Annotated in this window: 13 protein-coding genes and 1 pseudogene; 5 read left to right on the forward strand and 9 right to left on the reverse strand. The window is 66.4% G+C overall.

What is annotated here, in order from left to right:
- Window positions 1-71: 71 nt before the first annotated feature.
- From cpaB to RX327_RS20970, 4 genes are read left to right on the forward strand one after another with little or no spacing between them, the layout of a single operon-like run.
- Window positions 72-872, forward strand: coding sequence for a Flp pilus assembly protein CpaB (gene cpaB / locus RX327_RS20955; RefSeq protein ID WP_317246987.1), 801 nt, complete (start codon window positions 72-74; stop codon window positions 870-872).
- A 13-nt stretch (window positions 873-885) separates the two neighbouring features.
- On the forward strand, window positions 886-2,355 hold the full coding sequence (locus RX327_RS20960; protein WP_410712069.1) for a type II and III secretion system protein family protein: 1,470 nt from the start codon (window positions 886-888) through the stop codon (window positions 2,353-2,355).
- Window positions 2,356-2,387: 32 nt separating this feature from the next.
- Complete coding sequence (locus RX327_RS20965; protein WP_157341260.1) at window positions 2,388-3,128, forward strand: CpaD family pilus assembly protein; 741 nt, start codon at window positions 2,388-2,390, stop codon at window positions 3,126-3,128.
- Window positions 3,125-4,393 carry a CpaE family protein gene (locus RX327_RS20970; RefSeq protein WP_317246988.1) on the forward strand — a complete coding sequence of 423 codons (1,269 nt, stop codon included), beginning with the start codon at window positions 3,125-3,127 and terminating at the stop codon, window positions 4,391-4,393. Before RX327_RS20965 ends, RX327_RS20970 begins: the two co-directional genes overlap by 4 nt.
- A gap of 19 nt (window positions 4,394-4,412) precedes the next feature.
- Here RX327_RS20970 and RX327_RS20975 read toward each other — a convergent pair whose 3' ends face one another.
- Window positions 4,413-5,237: a tetratricopeptide repeat protein gene (locus tag RX327_RS20975; protein WP_317246989.1), complete on the reverse strand. Its 825-nt coding sequence runs from the start codon at window positions 5,235-5,237 to the stop codon at window positions 4,413-4,415.
- 140 nt (window positions 5,238-5,377) lie between these two features.
- The gene (locus RX327_RS20980; RefSeq protein WP_026192789.1) at window positions 5,378-5,623 is read right to left on the reverse strand and encodes a PilZ domain-containing protein; all 246 of its coding nucleotides are present in this window, start codon (window positions 5,621-5,623) and stop codon (window positions 5,378-5,380) included.
- Window positions 5,624-5,959: 336 nt separating this feature from the next.
- Here RX327_RS20980 and RX327_RS20985 point away from each other — a divergent pair, with 336 nt between their 5' ends.
- The gene (locus RX327_RS20985) at window positions 5,960-7,657 is read left to right on the forward strand and encodes a Na/Pi cotransporter family protein (RefSeq protein WP_317246990.1); all 1,698 of its coding nucleotides are present in this window, start codon (window positions 5,960-5,962) and stop codon (window positions 7,655-7,657) included.
- 49 nt (window positions 7,658-7,706) lie between these two features.
- Here RX327_RS20985 and RX327_RS20990 read toward each other — a convergent pair whose 3' ends face one another.
- From RX327_RS20990 to RX327_RS21020, 7 genes and pseudogenes are all read right to left on the reverse strand, one after another.
- Window positions 7,707-9,506, reverse strand: a complete 1,800-nt coding sequence (locus RX327_RS20990) for a M23 family metallopeptidase (RefSeq protein WP_050384546.1) — start codon at window positions 9,504-9,506, stop codon at window positions 7,707-7,709.
- Between the two features lie 203 nt (window positions 9,507-9,709).
- Window positions 9,710-10,048, reverse strand: a complete 339-nt coding sequence (locus RX327_RS20995) for a lipid-A-disaccharide synthase N-terminal domain-containing protein (protein ID WP_317246991.1) — start codon at window positions 10,046-10,048, stop codon at window positions 9,710-9,712.
- Entirely contained in the window at window positions 10,045-10,836 is a 792-nt protein-coding gene (locus RX327_RS21000; RefSeq protein ID WP_317246992.1) for a glycosyltransferase family 2 protein, read from the reverse strand. Before RX327_RS21000 ends, RX327_RS20995 begins: the two co-directional genes overlap by 4 nt.
- Before the next feature lie 66 nt (window positions 10,837-10,902).
- Window positions 10,903-11,748 (reverse strand): phosphatase PAP2 family protein, encoded by an 846-nt coding sequence (locus tag RX327_RS21005; RefSeq protein ID WP_050384545.1) that lies wholly within the window; start codon window positions 11,746-11,748, stop codon window positions 10,903-10,905.
- 1 nt (window position 11,749) lies between these two features.
- On the reverse strand, window positions 11,750-13,414 hold the full coding sequence (locus tag RX327_RS21010) for a glycosyltransferase family 39 protein (protein WP_317246993.1): 1,665 nt from the start codon (window positions 13,412-13,414) through the stop codon (window positions 11,750-11,752).
- A gap of 163 nt (window positions 13,415-13,577) precedes the next feature.
- A complete protein-coding gene (gene pbpC, locus RX327_RS21015) occupies window positions 13,578-15,788 on the reverse strand; it encodes a penicillin-binding protein 1C (RefSeq protein WP_317246994.1) in 2,211 nt (736 codons plus the stop codon).
- Window positions 15,785-20,984, reverse strand: a pseudogene (locus RX327_RS21020) (alpha-2-macroglobulin family protein). Before RX327_RS21020 ends, pbpC begins: the two are co-directional and overlap by 4 nt.
- Window positions 20,985-21,050: the final 66 nt, after the last annotated feature.

Consider the following 21,050-nt stretch of genomic DNA (forward strand, 5'->3'; position numbering starts at 1 on the left):
GATGCCTCGGGAAGGGCTGTCAGTGCCGCAAGGACGCGATTGCCCTATGTGAAGGGCATTCAGACAATCGCATGAAAACGGCACGCATCGTGGTCCTCGGCATCGCCGGCGTCGCAGGCCTCGCGGCCATGTATCTCGCGAGCGTCGGCGATCGCAAACCGGCGCCGATCGCGCCGCCCGTCGCGCAACTGCCGACCGTCGAAGTGCTGGTCGCAAAGTCCGACATCGGGCTCGGTCAATCGGTCAAGGCCGAAGACATCCAGTGGCAGCGCTGGCCGGCTGAAACTGCAAGCAGCGCGTTCATCCGTCACGACGCCAACGCCAACGCCATAAACGACGTTATCGGTTCGATCGCACGCGCACCCTTCATCGTCGGCGAACCGATCCGCGACCAGAAGCTGGTCAAGGCGGAAGGCTCCGGCTTCATGGCGGCGATCCTGCCCACCGGCATGCGGGCGATCTCGACCGAGATCTCGCCGGAGACCGGCGCGGGCGGCTTCATCCTGCCCAACGATCGCGTCGACGTGATCCTGTCGCGTCGCGACAAGAATCTCGATCAGCAAGGCGGCCGCGATATCGTCACCACTGAAATCCTGCTGTCCAACATCCGCGTGCTCGCGATCGACCAGGCGCCGAAGGAAAAGGACGGCCAGAACGCCGTGCTCGGCAAGACCGTCACGCTCGAGCTCCGGCCCGACCAGGTCGCGACGCTCTCGGCCGCGCGCCAGGGCGGCACGCTGACGCTCGCGCTGCGCAGCATCGTCGATGTCAACGAGCAGACCGACGAGACCAGAGACCATGCCCCGAAGCGGGGCGAGAGCATCAAGGTGGTGCGCTTCGGCATCCCGAGCTCTCTGACGACACAGAAGTGATGGGGGCTTCGATATGACGACGGGTGCGAAACAATTGGCGACGTCGACCACGCTGGTCCGCGCGCTGTCATTGTCGGCGATCACCGCGCTGATGCTGATCCCTGCCCTTGCCAGCGCGACCGATCCCGACAAGAACGCGGATGTGGCGGTGACCAGCAGCATCGCCGCCAAGACGCGCTCCGTGTCGCTCGGCGTCGGCAAGTCCGTCGTCATCGACCTGCCGCGCGAGGTCAAGGACGTGCTCGTGGCCGATCCCAAGATCGCCAACGCGGTGATCCGCTCGGCGCAGCGCGCCTATATCATCGGCGGTCAGGTCGGCCAGACCAACGTCGTGTTCTTCACCGCCGACGGCCAGCAGGTCGCCTCCTACGACATCGCCGTGAAGCGCGATCTCAACGGCATGCGCGCGGCGCTGAAGCAGATGCTGCCCGGCGTGCAGATCGAAGGCGTCGGCGACAGCGTGATGCTGACCGGCTCGGTGTCGAGCCCGGTCGAGGCTCAGCAAGCCGGTGACGTCGCCGCAAAGCTCGTCGGCGGCGCCGAGAAGGTCGTCAACAACATCGTCGTGCGCGGCCGCGACCAGGTGATGCTCAAGGTCGTCGTCGGCGAAGTCCGCCGCGACATCGTCAAGCAGCTGGGCGTCGATCTCAGCGCCAATATGAACTACGGCACCGCCGCGGTGGTCTTCAACAACGCCAACGCCTTCACCGCCAATAACGGTGCGCTCGCCCCCAACAACGGGCTGACGGGCGCAGCCCTGAACAAGCTCGGCGTGCCGACCGTCACCGCGACGCTGCGCGCGATGGAGAGCGCGGGCGTGGTGAAGACGCTGGCCGAGCCCAACCTCACCGCGATCTCCGGCGAGTCGGCGACCTTCATTTCGGGCGGCGAGTTTCCGATTCCGACCGGCGTCACCTGCCAGACGACGACGTCGGGCACGATCGGCAATTGCGTTCAGACCGTCAGCTTCAAGAAATTCGGCATCTCGCTCAACTTCACGCCGGTGGTGCTGACCGAGGGACGGATCAGCCTGAAGGTGATGACCGAGGTCTCCGAAGTCTCGATGGAAAACGCCCTGACCGGCGGCCAGAACGGCACGACCATTCCCTCGATCAAGACCCGCCGCGCCGATACCACGCTGGAGGTTCCCTCGGGCGGCTCGATGGCGATGGCCGGCCTGATCCAGCAGCAGACCAAGCAGGCGATCAACGGCCTGCCCGGCGTCGACCAGCTGCCGATCATCGGCGCGCTGTTCCGCAGCCAGGACTTCGTCAACAACGAGACCGAGCTGATGGTGATCGTGACGCCCTATGTGGTGCGCGCGGTCGCCCAGAAGGAATTGTCGCGGCCCGACGACGGCTTCGCGCCGGCGTCCGACGCGCAGTCGGCCCTGCTGGCGCGCGTCAATCGCATCTACGGCGTCGCCGCCCGCAGCGAGCCGATCGGCGCCACGCCAGTCAATTTCGGCTTCATCATCGACTGAGGCGCGGACCTGAAGGGTTGGGGGATCCTATGATGACACGCAACACACAAGCTGGTCGTGCCAGGAGGCTGTCGCTGTTCGGCGCCCTTGTCACGTCAGCGATCGCGCTCGGCGGCTGCAATCTGACAGGCGACAATCTTGCCACCGGCACCGTGGGCGACGACTACCGGCAGCGGCATCCGATCGCAATCACCGAAGGCGAGCAATCGATCGTCGTCTTCGTCGGCCGCGCCCGCGGCAATCTCACCGAAACGCAGCGCGACGACGTCATGGGGCTGGCGCGCACCTGGCGCCGCGAAGGCACCGGCGCGATTGCGATCGACGTGCCGGCCGACAGCTCGAACGCGCGCTCGGCACAGGCGGTATATCAGGAGATCCGCGGCCTGCTGGCGTCGATGGGCGTGCCCGCCCATGCCATCACCAAGCGCCCCTATCATCTCGACGATCCGCGCGCGCTTCCGACCATTCGGCTGAGCTATCCGAAGATGGCCGCGGTCGCCGGTCCCTGCGGAGTGTGGCCGAGCGACCTTGGTCCCTCGATCTACAATCCGAGCTACAACGAGAACAAGCAGTACGACAATTTCGGCTGCGCCACGCAGCGTAACCTTGCCGCGATGGTCGCCAATCCGTCCGACCTCGAACAGCCGCGCACCGAGACCGCAGCCTACACGCCGCGCCGTACGATCGCGTTCGATAAATACCGCAAGGGTGAGTCGACCGCGACCGCCTACCCCGAAGCCGAGAAAGCCAAGCTGAGCGACGCCGCGAAATGACCGAACAACAAGACGAGCCGCAGCACGCGAACGATTACATCGCGCCGGCGCCGCGGATTTCCGTGCAGGCCTTCTGCGCCAGCGTCGCGACCGCCGCGAACGCACGCGCGGCTGCCGACGACCGCCGGCTCGCCAAGGCTCATCTCTCGGTCCATATGGGCGGCATCGCCGCGGCGATCGACGCCTACCACAAGGCGCCGACGCCCAACGTCATCATGCTCGAGACCGAGCCGGATCATGATTTCCTGGCCGGTCTCGACGAACTCGCCACGGTCTGCGACCCCGGCACCCGCGTCGTGGTGCTCGGCACGGCCGGCGAGATCGCGCCCTATCGCGAGCTGGTGCGCCGCGGCGTCAACGACTACGTGGTCGGCCCGGTCGAGACACTCGACGTCGTTCGCTCGATCTGCAGCCTGTTCTCGGCTTCCGAAGCGGTCTCGGTCGGCCGCCTGATCGCGGTCGCCGGCGCCAAGGGCGGCGTCGGTGCGTCCACCGTCGCCCACAATGTCGCCTGGACCATCGCGCGCGACCTCGCGCTGGATTCCGTCGTCGTCGATCTCGACCTCGCCTTCGGCACCGCCGGGCTCGACTACAACCAGGATCCGGTGCAGGGCATCGCCAACGCCGTGTTCTCGCCCGACCGTCCGGACTCTGCCTTCATGGAACGCCTGCTCGCAAAGTGCGGCGATCATCTTAGCCTGCTGGCAGCGCCGGCCACCCTCGACCAGGTCTACGATTTCGGCGCCGAGGCGTTCGATGCCATCTTCGATACGCTGCGCATGACCACGCCCTGCATCGTGCTCGACGTTCCCCACCAATGGTCCGGCTGGACGCGGCGCGCACTGGTCAACGCCGACGACATCGTGATCGTGGCCGAGCCCGATCTCGCGAACCTGCGCAACACCAAGAACATGCTGAACCTGTTGAGGACCGCGCGTCCGAACGACCGCCCGCCGCTGTACTGCCTCAACCAGGTCGGCATGCACAAGCGCGCGGAGATCGAGGTCAAGGCGTTCGCCAAGACCATGGAGAGCCAGCCGATCGCGGTGATCCCGTTCGATTGCAGGCTGTTCGGTGAAGCCGCCAACAACGGTCAGATGATCGCGGAAGTCTCCGCGCGTCACCGCACCACAAGGACTTTCCTGCAGATCGCGCAGCGCCTCACCGGCCGCCCCGACCTCGCGGAAGCCCGCGAGTTGTTCCTGTCGCCGATCCTCAAGAAGCTGCAGTCGCGCCGAAACGACGGGCGCCGGGCCGCCGGCTAGCGTCCCGCCTGAAAGCGCCCTAGTCGCGTCGACTGGCTGCGACCGGGATCTTCTCGGCGTCGGTGCGGCTCGCATCCCGGCGCGCCAACAGCCGCTTCAGCGCGGCGACGTTGGCTGAGCCCTGCTCCGGCGGCAAATCGGCCTTCATGATGGTTTCCGCTTCGGACTGGCGGCCCTGCAAGCCAACCACGACGGCGAGATTGGTTCGCACCCGCATGTCGCCGGGGGCGCGCTCCCGGGCACGGCGCAGCGTCTCTTCGGCCTTCGGCAGGTCCTTCGACAGCAGATAGGACAGCCCGATATTGGAGAGCACTGACGGATCGTCAGGCACGATCTTCAGCGCACTCGCATAATACTGCCGCGCCTCGTCGTGGCGATCGAGCTGATCGAGCGCCGCGCCCTGCGCCGACAAGATGCGCCAGTCCGGATCCTCAGGCGTATGCGCACGGCTGAGAACGTCGAAGGCCTGCTGGAAATTGCCGCTATCGGCGAGCGCGCGGCCGTAGCCGGCGAGCAGCGCCTTGTTGCTGGGATGGCCGAGCACGGCCTGCTCCAGCACCGCGACCGCCTGCGCGCGCTGGCCGGTCTCGCGCAGCGCACGGGCATATTTCAGCGCGGCATCGGTGTCTTTCGGGTTGGCGCGGACACGCTCGTGGTAGGTCGCGATGTCGCGCCGCGGATCGGCCGGGGCCGGCGTGGCTTCCGCCGTCTCGCCCAATGAGCCGGTGATGTCCGACGGGCCGGAGGTTTGACAGGCGGACAACCCGATCAGCAGGATCACGGCAGATACCGTGCCCGCGAGACGGCGCGCGCGGCCTGAGGGTCGGGGTAAATTCTCAAACATTAAGCGAGACTCGGAACGGCGAAGGTTCCGGGATGCTCACAGCTTAACCCTAAGGTCCGGTTAAGGATGCCATCATGTCGCCGTCATCCGGCCCAGATGCGCTGCCGGACGCCTGGCGAGAAAGCAGCCAAATGGCTGGTTCAGTCGACGAACTGGGCGCCGAACTCGTGCCCGATTTGCCAGGCCAGCCGGCACTGACGCGGACTGCCGGTCGACAGGATGATGGTGAATTCCGGCGGGATCTCCAGATATTCGGCGATCACCTTGACGCCGCCGGCCGAAATATCGGTGATCATGCAGTCGCGTGGCAGCGACCCTGTGCCCAGCTGAATTTTGGCGACGCTCCGGCACGGGCGGCGTTCGCTCTTGCGGCGATTCATAAACATTCTGATCCCCAAGCCTTTCTGGGCAACTTCCTAGCCTACCGTCATAGCCGGGAAAGATTGGAAACTGCCTAGCGGAACCCATCGTAATTGAGCGGTCGCATTCGAGATTCGTTTACCGGGGGCGCCCTCGCCCAGCCCCGCGAGCTTGGATATCAAAAATAGAATAGTTGAGCTATTTGTCCTGCAGGGCGCATCACGCACCTTCGATCAGGCCGCCCCACTCGATAGCGTGCGTTGCTACCGTCCTGTTCGCATGAGAACAAAAAGGGGTTGATCGCCAGTCGATAGACGATACCTATATCGTTTCGACTCGAATTCGCCGGGATGCCAGGAAGCATGGGAAGCATTGTTCTGCTCGATCTCATGGGCGGCGTTGCCCTGTTGCTGTGGGGCCTGCACATGGTCCACAGCGGCATTTTGCGCGCCTTCGGTCCCGACCTGCGGCGGCTGCTCGGCCGGGCGCTGCGCAATCGCTTTACCGCCCTTGGCGCCGGTCTCGGCCTGACCGCCCTGCTCCAAAGCTCGACCGCGACTGCCCTGATCACCAGTTCCTTCGCCGCCGAAGAGATCGTCAGCCTGGTGCCGGCGCTCGCCATCATGTTGGGAGCCAATGTCGGCACGACGCTGATCGTGCAGGTGCTGTCGTTCAACATCGCAGCCGTTGCGCCGGTCCTGTTCGTGCTCGGACTCGTCGCCTTCCGCTCCGGCCCGCGCTCGCGGATCAAGGACATCGGTCGCGTCTGCATCGGCCTCGGTCTGATGCTGCTCTCGCTGCACATCCTGCTCGACACGCTGGCGCCGGCGGAGAACGCTCCGGGCGTGCGCGTGTTCCTGGGCGCGATCACCGGCGATCCCGTGCTCTGCATCCTGATCGGCGCCGTCGTCACCTGGCTGGTCCATTCCAGTGTCGCCAGCGTGCTGCTGGTGATGTCGCTGGCCTTTTCCCAGTTCATCTCGCCCTATGCTGCATTTGCGCTGGTGCTCGGCGCCAACCTCGGCAGTGCCATCAATCCGTTGCTGGAGGGCGCGCGGCGCGACAATCCGGCGAGCTACCGGCTGCCGGTCGGCAACCTCGTCAACCGCGTCGTCGGCATCCTGCTGGTGGCGCCGTTCCTGCGCCCGATCACCGAGATCATCTACGCCTGGCAGCCCGATCTCGCCAAGGCGACTGCGCTGTTCCACATCGCCTTCAACGTTGCAACCGCGCTGCTGTTCATCGGCGTGCTCGACCACATGGCGCGGCTGCTCGAGCGTCTGCTGCCGAAGCGAGCGCAGGAGACCGATCCATCACGGCCGCGCTACCTCGACGAGAGCGCGCTGGAGACGCCTTCACTGGCGCTGGCCGATGCGGCGCGCGAGGTGCTGCATATGGGCGATCACACCGAGGCCATGCTGCGCAAGGTGATGGCGGCGATGCTGACCAACGATCGCGCCCTGGTCGACCAGGTGTCGAAGATGGACAACACCGTCGACCGGCTGAACGAGGCGATCAAGCTTTACGTCACGAAACTCACCCGCGGCAGCCTGGACGAGCGCGAGGGCCAGCGCGCGATGGAGATCATCTCCTTCGCTATCAACCTCGAGCATATCGGCGACATCATCGACAAGAGCCTGAGCGAGCTCGCCACCAAGAAGATCAAGCATCGCCTGCAATTCTCCAGCGAAGGCGCGGAGGAATTGTCGGCCTTCCACAAGCGCACGATGGACTCGCTGCGTATCGCGTTCGGCGTCTTCATGTCAGGGGACGCCAACGAGGCGCGCAAGCTGCTCACCGAGAAGGCGGCGCTGCGCGCGGCCGAATTTGCCGCGGTCGAGCGGCATCTCGACCGCCTGCGCGAGGGCCGTCCCGAGACCATCGAGACCACGTCGCTGCATCTGGACGTGCTGCGCGATCTGCGCCGCATCCACTCGCATATCTGCTCGGTCGCCTATCCCGTGCTCGACGCGGCCGGCGAAACAGCCGCCGACCGCGAGAGCACCATGGAAGCGACCGAGGTTGCGGCGCCCGTGCCTTCGAGCTCTCCGGGTTCCTGATTCCGGCAAGGCCCGCCGCGGCGGCATGGCGTGATGCGATCTGTGCTCGCTACGTCGGCGGCCGATGTTCGGAGCCGGAACGCCGCTGTGGAAGCGCAGAGACCGCAGCGAGTTGGTTGATGCTGTCACGCTGGCGATCGAACGCCCCGAGCAGATCCCCTTGCAGCAGCCGGCCGCCTGACAGCTTCATCCGAAGCGGATCGACGTTGCGGCCGTTGATCCGCACCTCGTAATAGAGGTGCGGTCCGGTCGAGAGCCCGGTCGATCCGACGAAGGCGATCGTCTCACCCTGACGGACGCGGTCTCCGATCTTCAGCCCGGGCGGGAAGCTCGCGACGTGGGCATAGGTCGTCTCATAGCCGCGGTCGTGCCGCACGCGGATATATTTCCCGTACCCCCGTTCGAACCCTTCGGTCTCGACGACGCCGGCGCCCGCGGCCGCGATGGGCGAACCATAGGGCGCCGCATAATCGACGCCCGCATGGAAGCGGCGGTCGCCAAGGATCGGATGAATCCGCCAACCGAAGCCGTCGCCGAGGCGCCCGGTCACGACCGGCTTGCGCAACAGGAATTTGGTGATGGACTGGCCGGTCTCATCATAGAAATCGGAGCTGCCATCGTCCGGCGCCGTGAAGCGATAGTACCGGCGGGTCTGTCCGCCCGCCGTCAAATCGATGAAGACCAACTCCGGCTGACCGATGTCGTTCGATGCATAGATGATCTCGGCCACATCGGCGTCGCCGAGCGGCTCGTCGAGATCGAAATCGCGACCACAGAGCCGCATCAGTTCAGCAACGATCCCCTGATCGACGTGGTTGGAGCGCGCAAGCGCGTTGAGGCCGTCACGGAGCGTTTCGCCCGGAACGGAATGCGTATCGATCGACTCACGCAGCGGGCTGTAGCTCCGCGAGGCGACGTCGGGCTGTTCCGGTACGATCGGCTGGTATTGGCCGCGATCGGTGCGACCGACGGCAGACACATTGGAGCCGGCCCGTTCGATCGACACCGTCGCGACATGGCCGCGCGGCGAACCGGCATCTCCGCCTTGTTCGATGACCGTGATTTTCTCGCCACCGGACAGCGTCTCTTGAGCGCCGGGCGACGGGAAAGCGGCAAGGATCGCCGGCGCATCCTCCGCTGCCGCCGCCAGCGCCCGCAGAATGGCGGACAGCGTGTCGCCGCTTCTCGCGATAATGACATGTCGCCGGTGACGCGATGACGAAGGCGACTTCGGAAGGTTGGTGACGTTGACAGCCTCACCTATCGGAGCCGGCGGATGCGGCACGTCCTCACCATCAGCATAGGCGCTGGTGCCGCCCGGCAGTGGGCGCCGCGATGGACCTGTCCGTATGATGGCTGGCAGTTCCGACAGCAGGTCGCGTTGCGAGCCCGCTCGCGCGTCGTCCTTTTCGTCTCCCCGCGCTTCCTGGTGTGGTTCGAGATCGATCTCCGCGAGCCGCGCCGACACGCGGGTAAATCGACGGACCGCGCCGGCATCGCTCAGCTGCTCAATCTTGAGCGCAGCGGAATTGCCCTGCGAGCCGAGCCTCCGGTCGAGACGATCGCCGCGCCGCACCTCGTCAACCACCTGCCCTGCGAAGCGCGGAAGTGACACGACCGGCGCGCTTGCGAATCGCGCGTGATCGCCAAACGTCCCGCGAAGCGCGCCGGCAAGAAGAGCGACGGCGGCGGATCCGATCAGAATCGTCCCCGCCATCCAGCGGAGGCTGACGGCGCGCCGGTCAGGCAATTTGCGCTCGCCTGTCAGCGGCGGCTCGTCAAGCGACGGAATATCAGGGATGCTCGATAGATAACCACCCGCCCTCGTCGCTTCGTCACGGCTGGTCATCAACGCCCCTCATCCCCTGGGGCACGGTCTCGAGATGCCGCCACGCCCACGGCAAGCCGTAGATGCCATGCGGCTTGGGGCGAATGTTTGACCTTGGTTCAGATTCGGTCGCAATTGATGCCGGGCTGAGCCCTATGCTGGAATTTATCGAGATTGCCGAACAAGGCCCGGCATACCGCTCGCCGCTCCGACGATGACGGCAGTCAGCTATCGAGCGTTTTCGACCCGCGGCCGCGGTTCTTCCAGATCAGCATGATGTTCCTGATGTAGATGATGGTCGCGAGCGACTGTCCGAGGATGATGACCGGCTCGCGCTTCACGACGCCGTAGACCAGCGTCATCAGCCCGCCGCCCATCGAGCAGAACCAGAACGCCATCGGCACCACGCTGTTGCCGGCGCGCTCGCTCGCGATCCACTGCACCAGGAAGCGCGCGGTGAAGAACAATTGCGCGACGAGCCCGAATGCGAGCCAGAAATCGAACTTGGCGACGAAGACGTCGTAGAGATAGTTGCTCAGCGCCTGACCGTATTGAATGATCATGCGTTCACCTCGGTCACGCCCGGCACGCCAGTGACACCGGGCACTTCAGCGACCACTTCAGTGACGACCGGCGTCGGCTTCTTGCGGCGGATCAGCCACCACACCCCGGCGAGATCCATGATTCCGATCCACAGCCGGTCGAAGAAGCCGTAGTTCGATACGCCGGAGTGGCGCGGCCGGTCGATCACATCGACATAGGCGATCTCGTAGCCCTCGCGGCGCACCAGCGCCGGCAGGAAGCGATGCAGCCCGTCGAAATAAGGCAGCATCAGGAAGACGTCGCGCCGGAACGCCTTCAGTCCGCAGCCGGTGTCGCGTGTGCCGTCGCGCAGGATGATGCCGCGCACCGCGTTGGCGATGCGCGACTGGAACTTCTTGAAGCCGGTGTCCTTGCGCCCGACCCGCTGGCCGGCGGCGAGCCCAACGCGCGCGCTTTTCTCGACCGCCGCGATCAGGTCCGGCAGGAAGGCGGGATTGTTCTGGCCATCGCCGTCGAGCGTCGCCACGATGTCCCCGCGCGCCGCACGCACACCACTGCGCACGGCCGCCGATTGGCCCGACGAGACCGCGTGGCGGAGCTGCCGGAGATTGGGCCGCCGGGCCATGACCGCGCTCAGCCGCTCGCCGGTGGCATCGGTCGAGCCGTCATTGACGTAGACGATCTCGTAGGCCCAACGTCCGTCGAGCGCGGCCGCGATCTCGGCGATCAACGGCGCTATATTGTCCGCCTCGTTGCGCACAGGCACGACGATGGAAACGGCGACCGGAATCTGGTCGGGAGCAGGCAAATCGGCACTCGTGGTTGGTGTTGTCGGCGATGGAACCAGCCCGATCCGGCCATCGGGCGACCGCTTTTATGGGGCGAAGGCGCTCCTCGCAACCCTTTTGAGACGCCCGTCCGACGGTCCTGACAGCGCCACCACAGTGCCGTCGCGATGAATGGCAAAACCAAGGCGGCGGGCGGCGAACCAGTAGCGCACGACCATTGCGCCGATCACCCCGACCAGCGCGCCGGCCATCACGTCGCTCGGATGATGCGCCAGCAGCACGAGCCGGGTTGCGGCGATGACCAGCGCATAGATCAGCATCGCGAACCGCGCGCCCGGCCACACCGCGGACACGGCAAAGGCCAACGCGAACGCGGTGATCGAATGTCCCGACGGAAAGCTCGAATAGGCCTCGGTGCCGGCGAAATGCTGGAAGTTGAAGGCATTGGCCTTGCCGCCGACAAAGGGCCGCCCGCGGCCGACGATCCACTTGATCAATTCACCGACAGCGACCGAGAGCACAACCGACAGAAACAGGTATTGCAGCCTCGTCCCGAAGCCAAGCAAGGTGGCGCGCGGCACGCCGCGCAGCGCAGGCGCCGCCAGCGCGACCGCGATCAGCAGCAGGCCAAGCGCGCACAGCACATACTCGTCCTTGCCGAAATCGGTGAGCGTCCTTACCCACCACAGACCAGGCGTGCCGCGTGGCGGCATCAGACTTATCTCGGTGACATCGAACGCATACATCAGCGTGATGATCACGGCGCCGACAATGACGACGAGCAAAAGTCCGTGGCGCGCGGAACGGCGCGCCGCCTCGGCGCGGCGCGAATGCGACGGCGCCCGCACGAGTTGGGCAAAGGACAGCCAAACCAGCGTCAGCAATCGTCCGAAATAGTTGGCGGATTCCGGGGTGGCTGGCAGCGCCGGCATGTCATTCCGTCCCTTCGGAACGGAAGATCGCGATCGAGACCGCCTTGCCCTGCGAGATGTTGTAGCCCTCGACGCGCACCGGTGCCTTGTAGCGCAGCCCGATCGCCTCGGCGCGCTGCACGAAGCTGCGCTCGGAGCGCTGCTCGATCAGTGCGAAGCGGCAGCTGCCCTGCCGCAGGAAATCCGCCGCACCGGAGCCGTCGGTGAGCAGCGTCGAGGTATCGGTCATGAACACGAGGCTCGGCTCGTGGAAGCCGGCGGCTGCCGCCTTCGGGCCGACGCAGGTCACGTTGCGCAAGGCGCGTGCGACCTCCTGGCTCGGAAATACGGTGGTGAGCCGCGGCAGCACCACGCCATAGGTACCGGCTGCCATCAGCGCCGCGGCAATCACCGCATTGAGCAGCGAGCGCTCGGCGCGGCTGTCCTCGAACAACCACCACGCGATCAGGCCGAACACCATCGCGACGGCGAACAACGGCCAGGCCGGAAACACCGGCTGATGGATCGCCTTGATCGCGCCGACGATCACCAGCACCGCGCCGAATGCGGGAATCGCGAACCACCAGGCGGCGCCCCGCAACAGCCAGGGCGAACGCGACAGCACGCGCCGCTCCACCGCGCCTGCGGTAAGGATCGCGATCGCCGGATAGAGCGGCAGCACGTAATGCGGCAGCTTGGTCAGCACGGCCTCGAACACAATCCAGGACGGGATCAGCCAGGCCAGCAGGAACTGCGCGCCGGGCTCGCGCCGCGCCCGCCACACCGCGGGTGCCGCCATCGCCGCAAGCGGTGCGCCCGGCCAGAACGTGATCCAGAACAACGCGAGGTACAGTCCGGGCGGCGCGCCATGGGATTCCTGGGCGCCCAACTTGCTCAGCATGTCGCCGCCGACGGAGTCCGCGAAGAAGGCCTCTCCCGCGCGCCAGAAGATCGCGAGGAACCACGGCAGCACCAGCACCAGCATCCACATCAGACCCCAGACTGGGCGCATGCGCCAGAACCAGGCCGCCGACCGATCGAGAATCGCAAGCCCGGCCATGGCAAGGCCGACGAACATCAGGATCAGCGGGCCCTTGATCAGGACGCCGGCAGCGAGCGCGGTCCAGAAGATCGCGGGCCAGCTCCAGGGCGGATGCGTCTCGTCCTCGGCGCGCTGCCACGACAGATAGGCCCGCGCCATCGCCCCCATCGCGGCGACCACGCAGAGCAGCAGCACCGCGTCGGTCTTGGCGAGCCGCGCCTCGACGCCGAGCAGCACCCAGCTTGCCATCATCAAGGCGGCCAGCACCGCCCCCTGCCGCGTCACGAAGGCAAGCGCCGTCCAATAGGTCAGCAAAACAGCGCCGATGGCGCCGATCAGGGACGGCAGGCGGTACACCCAGATGCGGACCTGGGCGCGCGGCACCCCGAGCGCGGAGACGGTCTTCAGCACCGCCGCCTGCAACCAGTAGATGCCGATGGGCTTCTTGTAGCGGACGTCCTCCTGAAAGCGGATATCGACATAGTCGCCGCTCTCGACCATCTGCTTGGTGGCCTGGGCGAACCGCGCTTCGTCGCGATCGATTGGCGGGATGGTGAAGAAGCCTGGCAGAAACAGCACCAGGCAGGTCAGCGTCAGGAACAGGATCGAACGCCATTGGCTGGCCGTTGCGAACTCGAACGCCATGAACAGCCTGCGGCTCGAATGCGCAGGTTTTACAGACTGTTGCCCTGCTCCGAAGCGCCGGGGTTGGAGGCCATCCACCATGGGTTTCGCATACGATGAAACCGCACCGCAAACAACCGTGCTGTTCCGCTTTCCGACCGTGCCGCTCCGCTTTCCCGTGCGATCATTGCACGCGGATCACAACGGTGTCCGCGGCGCCCGTGGCGTCGATCACGGTGACCCGGGCAAAGCCGGGTCCGGGCGGATCGATCAGGCGCTGCCGCCGGCTGTCGATGTCCCCGGCTGAGACACCATTCACGAGCACCGTCAGCGGCAGCACCCCGCCGGCGACCTTGACCGGCAGCGCGGCGTTGCGGCCGTCCTCGGATTGATCGACGTCGATGCGCGAGCCGTTCAGCGGAAACTGGATGTGCGGGGCCTGGTCGTTGCCGCTACGGACCAGTTCGCCGAGCGGCCGGAACCGGCGCAGCGGCGGCGGCAGCTTCGTGTTGCTGGCGACCAGCACGCCGCGTGGCGGCTTCGGCAATGCCGCCGGGATCTTGCCGGTCCTGGCAAAGGCGTCGAACAGGATCGGTGCGGCAGCGACGCGCCCGATCAGGCCGGGAACCGGGGCGCCGTCAGGCCGCCCGACCCAGACGCCGATGGTCATGCGGCCATCGAAGCCGACCGACCAGGCGTCGCGATAGCCGTAGGATGTGCCGGTCTTGAACGCGATGCGGTTGTGGGCAGCGTTCTCCGGCGGCGGCGTTCCCAGCAGCACGTTGCCGACCTGCCAGGCCGCGACCTGATCCAGCAGCCGCATCGTGTCGCGGCCGTCATTCTCCTGCATGATCTCGCGCAACGGCTTGGTGGCGCCAAGCCGCGCCAGGCCGGAATAGAGCTGAGCGAGATCCTGCAGCGTGATGCCGACACCGCCGAGACCCATCGCAAGGCCCGGCGCCTCGTCCTTCGGCAGCACGAGACTGGTGCCGGCCTGCTTCAGCCGTGACGACAACCGGCTGGCACCGACCCGGTCGAGCAGCACGATGGCCGGTACGTTCAGCGACAATTGCAGCGCCTTCCTCACCGGCACCGTGCCCTGGAAGGTCATGTCGAAATTCTCCGGCGCGTAGGAGCCGAAGCGGACCGGCCGGTCGTCGATCAGGCTGTCGGGATGGACAAAGCCGTCCTCGAAGGCGAGCCCGTAGATGAAGGGTTTCAGCGTCGAGCCCGGTGAGCGGACGGCGCGGGTCATGTCGACCTGCCCTGCCCGGCTCTCGTCGAAATAATCCGCCGAGCCGACGCGCGCGAGCACGTCGCCGCTTTCGTTGTCGACGACGATGATCCCGACCGAGATGTTCGGCCCGAGCGCGATGGCGCGGTCGCGCGCCAGCGGCTCCAGGTTTCGTTGCAGCGTGGCGTCGAGCGTCAGCTTGATGATGGGCGCATCCTTCATCGTCGCAATCGCCTGATCGGACGAATGCGGCGCCAGGATCGGAATCTGCTTGCGCATCTTCGGCACCGCCGTCGCCGTGGCCTGCGCGGCATCGTCCTTCGACACCACGCCATCCTCCACCATGCGTTCGAGCACGCGGTCGCGCGCGGCGTGGGCGGCGTCCGGGTAACGATCGAGCCGCCGCCGCTCCGGCGATTGCGGCAACGCGACCAGCAGCGCGGCCTCCGCCAGCGACAGCCGCTTCGGCTCCTTGCCGAGATAGGCGATGGAGGCGGCGCGGATGCCTTCGAGATTGCCTCCGTAAGGCGCGAGCGCGAGATAGAGATCGAGGATCTGCTCTTTCGAGAGCTGCCGCTCCAGTTCGACCGCGCGCACCATCTGCCGCAGCTTTGCGTAGACCGAGCGCTGGTGGCGCGGCTCGATCAGCCGCGCCAGCTGCATCGTGATCGTCGAACCGCCCGAGACGATATGGCCGCTGGTGAGAAGCTGGAATGCGGCGCGCGACAGCGCCAGCGGATCGATGCCGTGATGCTCATAGAAGCGCTGGTCCTCATAGGCGAACAGCAGTTTCAGGTACGTCGGATCGACGCTGGTCTTGGCGTCGACCGGCAGCCGCCAGCGCCCATCCGCCATGGCATAGGCACGCAGCAGCTTTCCATTGCGGTCGATCACCGTGGTCGAGACCTGCTGCGCCTTGTCGAGCGGCAGCGGCCCGAGCGACACGACCCAGGCGGCGAAGGCGCCGGTTGCGACCATTACAATGGCGACGAAGCAGGCTACGACGCGTAGAACGAGCCCTTTGGTGCGCCCGTCATGGCCGGGCTCGACCCGGCCATCCACGTCTTCCTCGCGCGCGGCAAACGTGGATCCCCGGGTCAAACTCGGGGATGACGAGGAGAGATGTGAGCGCCGGTCCTTGCCCATTCCACGATCACTCATTTCGCCGGCTTCACCTCAACCGCGCCGGTTCCGCTGCGGCCATAGCGCGATGGATTGTACATATCCTCGACATAGGCCTGCGGCAGCACATATTTGCCGGGCGACACCGCGCGCACGACATAGGCGACGGTGAACACCGATTTGTCGTTGGCACCCCGGTCGATCGCCGCAGTGAAGCGGTCATCGCGGAACTCGGTGTTCTTCGGCTCGACGCCGTCCTCGATCCACTCGAGCGTGCCGGAATCCCCCGATGACACCAGGTTCGGGTTGTCGATCTCCAGGCCCGCCGGCAGATAGTCGGACACCATGATGTGGCCGTACTCAGGCTTGGCCTCGGTGATCTTCAGCACCACCGCAAAGCGCTGGTTCTGCTTGACCTTGCTGATGTCGGCCGGCTTGCCGTCGAGCGTGAAATAGCTGCGCTCGATCTTGAAGCCGTTGGATGCGGCGGGCTCCGGCGTCACCGGCGAGCCCGACACCGAGACCACCGCCTGCACAGGCGCATCGCCGGTGTTGGTGATCTTCAGCGGCTTGCCGCTCAGCGTGTCCGCCTTGTAGCTGCGGTAGAGCGCGGTCTTGACCGGCTGGCCGTTGATATCGAGCGCCAGCGTCTCCTTGGCGAGCGCCCGCGCCGCCAGCACCAGCCACGCATTCTCCTGCGTCGAGGTGTAGGGCGTCAGTCCGCGCGCGGACTCGACCCGCGACACTGCCTGCGTCAACGTGGTGCGTGGCGCATTGCCTTCGCCGGCGAGCGAGACCAGCGCCGCAGCGTCGCGCAATGCCGAGCCGTAGTCGACCCGGCCGAACTCGATCACGGGTTTCGGGTTCAGCGCATCGAGCGCGGCACCATAGACCCGCTCGGCCCTCGCCTTGTCGCCGACCAGTGCAAGAGCTGCCGCAAGCTGCGACTTTGCGATCGGCGTCGCAAGGTTGTTCAGCTTGGTGTCGGCGAGATAGCGGAGATCGCCGATCGGCGCGGCGCCGTTGCGTGCCAGCACGTAGAGGCCATAGGCGAGATCGCGGCCGCCATCCTTCTCCGGCTCGTCGGCATTGACGACGGAGTTGCGGATGCGATCGAGCGCGTTCTTGAACAGCACGTCCGGCACCGCAAAGCCCTTTTCGCGGGCGCGGGTGAGAAAGTCCGTCACGTAGGCATCGAGCCAGGCATCGTCGCCGCCCGCCGACCACAGGCCGAAGGAGCCGTTCGAGCCCTGGCGGGCCAGCAACCGCTCGATCGCGTCGCGGATGCGCTGGTCGACCTCGGTGTCCATGGCGAGATGCGCGCCGGCGGCGAGATCGTTGACATAGAGCAGCGGCATGGCCCGGCTCGTGATCTGCTCCGAGCAGCCATAGGGATAGCGATCGAGCGCCTTGAGGATCGTCGCCGCATCGAGCGCGGTGGACAGGCTGGCCGAGACCGAGACGCTGCCGGTGCCCGGCACGAGGTCGGAGAACATGTCCGAGGTCAGCGTCAGGCTCTCGCCTTTCGCCAGGGTGCGGATCGAGCGCCGCGCCAGCACCTGCGTCGCCGCCTTGACGTCGAAGGCATAGTGGCGCGCCAGCGTCAGCCCGTTCGGCCCGGAGATGTCGACGTCGAACTCGGCACGTCCGGCGCCGCCGGCCTCGAGACCCAGCGACAGCGAGGAGCGCTGCTTGGCGGCGAGCTTCACGGTCGTGGTCGAATTACCCGAAGCCTTGATCGGGCCGCTCGCCTTGACGCTGATGGCATAGTTGCCGGCTGCACCTTCGACGTTGTCGATATCCATGCTGATGGTGCCCTTGTCACCGTTGAGCAGGAAGCGCGGCAGGGTCGTGGTCAGCACCACGGGATCGCGGATCACGACGTCGGTGTTGGCGCGGCCGAGCTTCGTGGCGGTCCACGCCACCGCCATCACGCGCGCGGTGCCGGCGAACTCCGGAATGTCGAAGCTCACTTCGGCCGTGCCGTCAGCGGCGACCGTGACGATGCCCGAATAGAGCGCGAGCGGTTTTTGCGCGGGCGGTGAGCCCTGGAGCTCGGCGCCGGCGGAGTCGCCGCCGCTGCGGATCTGGCCGCGCGTGCCCGACATGCCGTCGATGAGTTGCCCGTAGAGATCGCGGATCTCCGCGCTCAGGCGGCGCTGGCCGAGATAGTAATCGTCCGGCGCCGGCGGCTTGTAATTGGTGAGGTTGAGGATGCCGACATCGACCGCGGCGATGACGACCTTGGCGTCCTCACCCGGATTGAGCCCGTCGAGCTTCACCGGGATCTTCAGCGTCGAGTTCGGCCGGATCAGCGAAGGCGGCGTCAGCTTCACCTGCAGCGTCCGGGCCTGCTTGTCGATGCCGAACCATTTCAACCCGATCGCGCGGCCCGGCATGCGCTGGGCCGCCGCATCGAGCGGACGGCGCAGCGTCGCCACGACGTAGGCGCCGGTGCCCCAGTCCTTGCCGACCGGGAGCTTCACCTGCCGGGTGCCCTCCGTGACGTCGACGCTTTGGGTGGTCAGCAGGCGGTCGCCAAGCACATAGACCGTCAGCTTGCCTGACGTGCGCGCGTTGACCGACACCGTCATGGTGTCACCCGAGGCGTATTGCGGCTTGTCGATCGAGGTCTCCAACAGGTCCGGCGTGTCGGCGCTGCCGTCGGAATACCAGCCGACGTCGAACTGCACCGAGGTCACCGGGCCATCCGCATCGTTCGACTTCACGTCGAGACGATAGCGGCCGGGCTGCGGCTGGAAGGTCAGGCGCATCGGCTTGTCGGCGGCGAGGTTGACGTCGCCATCGGCAACGCGGCGGGTCGACTTGACCGGCTCATACTGCCAGGACGAGTTCTGCCGGTACCATTGGTAACGCAACTCCAGCTTCAACAGCTCGTAGCGCAGCCCGTTGCGCGGCAGCTGCTTGCCGTCCGGTGCGACGAACACGACGTCGAACTCGGCCTTGTCGCCCTCGGCGACGTTCTTGTCGCCGAACAGGGGCTTGATGCCGATCTGCGCCGCGGCGGGCGCGACCGGTAGCACAATCTTGCGCTCGACGGCGCGGCCGCCGGTCTCGACCATGCGGATGAATATCTGCGCCTCCTGCGGCCGGGTCGACGTCGGCACCTTCTCGAGCTTCACCGGGAAGGTCGCCGCGCCGTTGGCATCGGCCTCCGGCAGGTCCTCGATCGGGGTCCGTTCGTTGCTCGCGGTCTCCTCGTCGTCGACGCCGAACTGATAGCCGGCAAAGCCGGGGCGCTCGCTCGACGGCGCCACCAGCATGTCGCCTTCGAGCTGGAGGCCGGAAGCCGGCGCGCCATAGAGGAAATGGCCGGAGATCTGAAGTTCCACTGGAACTTCAGCCTTGATCACCTTCTCCTTGCTGGTCAGATCGAATTCGACCCGTTCGGGGACGTAATCCTCGACCAGGAAGGTGGTCTCGCCGACGGACGATCCCTTCGGATCGGTGAAGGCGCGCACCCGCCACGTTCCGGTGGGGACGGCCGAGTTGAGGGGCACGGCCAGCGTGCGGCCGCCGGCGCCCTGGTCGGCCAGTACGGCACGGCGGAATTCGACGCCGTCGGGACGCTCAATCACCAGCGTCATCGGACCGCCGGTGACGGCATTGCCCTGACCGTCGCGCAACAGCGCGGTCAGATAGACGGTCTCGCTGGAGCGGTAGACGCCGCGCTCGGCATAAACGAACGCGTCGGCGCCGGCCGGGATCGCCCGGCCTGCGACGCCGCGGTCGGTGAGGTCGAACGCGTTGGTCTTCAAACTCAGGAAGGCGTAGTCGGCCTTCTCACCCATGACAGTCAGCAGCGCCGGCGACAACCCGCCCTCGCCGCGGGCCAGGCCTTGCTCGAAGAGCACGTGGCCGGCCGCATCGGTCTTGCGGGTCGCCAGGATCTCGTTGTTGCGGGCGACCAGCTTCACGTCGGCGTTGGCGACCGGTTCGGTCGAAGCCAGCGAGTTGACGAAGACGTGGATACCGTCATTGCCGGAGAAGGCCGACAGGCCCATGTCCGAGACGATGAACCATTGCGTCGCCAGCGTGCCGTCGTCGTGGGAGCCCGGGCCCTTGGCCGCGGCGGTCATCACGTAGACGCCGGGCTGGAGCTCGCCGAGCGCCTGGTCCACCGGGAATGCGGTGGTGACGTCCTGGTTCAGCGTCATCGCGGTCGCGAGCTCGCCGGACCAGACCTTGACGCCACGTTGATCGCCGAGATCGGAGAGCTGGTATCAGCGTCCTCTGGAAGTCGCTGTCGACCACCGTGTTGATCAGATTGCGGTCGCCGATCCGGAAGACGTTGATGTTGACCGCGGGCGTGTTGACGCTGACCACGGGAATGCCGCGCTGGCCGGTCCGCGGCAGCACATAGGCGCGGCTGGTGAAGCGCACGAACGGCTTGCGGTCGCGGACATAGATGTTGAACTCGGCCGATTTCGGCAGGCCCTCCTTCACGGTGGACGGCAGGCCGGCGCGCAGATTGATGTTGTAGCGCTCGCCGTGCTTCAGCCCGTCGACGCAGAGCTGCTTGCCATCTGCCGACAGCGCCGGCTTGTCCTGCCCCGCCAGCGCCAGGAACGGCGCGAAGTCGGTCCGCTTGGCAAGCTCTTCCGAGAACTGGAAGCAGGCGCGCGGGCTCGCCGAATCCGAGTCCACGGTGTAGTCGAGCAGCCGGAAGCCGTGCTCGTCGCGCATCTTCTCATATTGACCGCGGACGTCGGCGAACTCACGCATGTCGAGCGACAGCCGCAATGCATCCAGCGCCGGCCGCCACAATTTTCGTTCGGCCAGCGACTTGCCGAGCACGGCGAGCGCGTCGGCCTCCTCGCCCGGGTTTCCGGCGCGCTGATAGGCGATATAGGCGGCGGTCGAGGCGCGCTCGAGCAGGAAGGTCTGCTCGCTCGAGCTCGCCGACCGGATCTGGAAGATCGTCCTCGCGAGCCGCAGCCAGTTGGCGCCGTCCTCTGGCGTGGTCGCCGCGACCTGGCCGAGGATCTGCAGCCCGCCACGGAAATCATTGCGCTTGAACGCGGCGTCAGCGTCGGTGCGCAGGGTCGCGGCCGATTTGTTGACCGCGCCCGCCTCGCTCTTGATCTGGGCCTCCAGCTTGATTGCGGAATCGGCGAGATCGTCGCGTTTGAAGGCCTTGTCGGCGGCCTGCGCGCTCACCAGGGCGAACGCCAGCGTGGCGCATATCGTGGCGGCACGAACCAATCCGATCATGATGGAGCTCCTGAAAGCCCCGCGGTCGCACGCCGCGTTGGGGCCAAAAGTGCGCGAAAAGGTGAC

The organism is Bradyrhizobium sp. BEA-2-5 (genome assembly GCF_032918025.1).
Taxonomy (GTDB): domain Bacteria; phylum Pseudomonadota; class Alphaproteobacteria; order Rhizobiales; family Xanthobacteraceae; genus Bradyrhizobium; species Bradyrhizobium pachyrhizi.

What these genes read in the sequence shown, in the direction of transcription:
- RX327_RS20970 (WP_317246988.1), top strand. Translation starts at nt 3,125, where the DNA reads ATGACCGAACAACAAGACGAGCCGCAGCACGCGAACGATTACATCGCG.
- RX327_RS20965 (WP_157341260.1), top strand. Translation starts at nt 2,388, where the DNA reads ATGACACGCAACACACAAGCTGGTCGTGCCAGGAGGCTGTCGCTGTTC.
- RX327_RS21005 (WP_050384545.1), bottom strand. Translation starts at nt 11,748, where the DNA reads ATGCCGGCGCTGCCAGCCACCCCGGAATCCGCCAACTATTTCGGACGA.
- RX327_RS20995 (WP_317246991.1), bottom strand. Translation starts at nt 10,048, where the DNA reads ATGATCATTCAATACGGTCAGGCGCTGAGCAACTATCTCTACGACGTC.
- cpaB (WP_317246987.1), top strand. Translation starts at nt 72, where the DNA reads ATGAAAACGGCACGCATCGTGGTCCTCGGCATCGCCGGCGTCGCAGGC.
- RX327_RS20985 (WP_317246990.1), top strand. Translation starts at nt 5,960, where the DNA reads ATGGGAAGCATTGTTCTGCTCGATCTCATGGGCGGCGTTGCCCTGTTG.
- RX327_RS20975 (WP_317246989.1), bottom strand. Translation starts at nt 5,237, where the DNA reads ATGTTTGAGAATTTACCCCGACCCTCAGGCCGCGCGCGCCGTCTCGCG.
- RX327_RS20980 (WP_026192789.1), bottom strand. Translation starts at nt 5,623, where the DNA reads ATGTTTATGAATCGCCGCAAGAGCGAACGCCGCCCGTGCCGGAGCGTC.
- RX327_RS20990 (WP_050384546.1), bottom strand. Translation starts at nt 9,506, where the DNA reads ATGACCAGCCGTGACGAAGCGACGAGGGCGGGTGGTTATCTATCGAGC.
- RX327_RS20960 (WP_410712069.1), top strand. Translation starts at nt 886, where the DNA reads ATGACGACGGGTGCGAAACAATTGGCGACGTCGACCACGCTGGTCCGC.
- RX327_RS21010 (WP_317246993.1), bottom strand. Translation starts at nt 13,414, where the DNA reads ATGGCGTTCGAGTTCGCAACGGCCAGCCAATGGCGTTCGATCCTGTTC.
- pbpC (WP_317246994.1), bottom strand. Translation starts at nt 15,788, where the DNA reads ATGAGTGATCGTGGAATGGGCAAGGACCGGCGCTCACATCTCTCCTCG.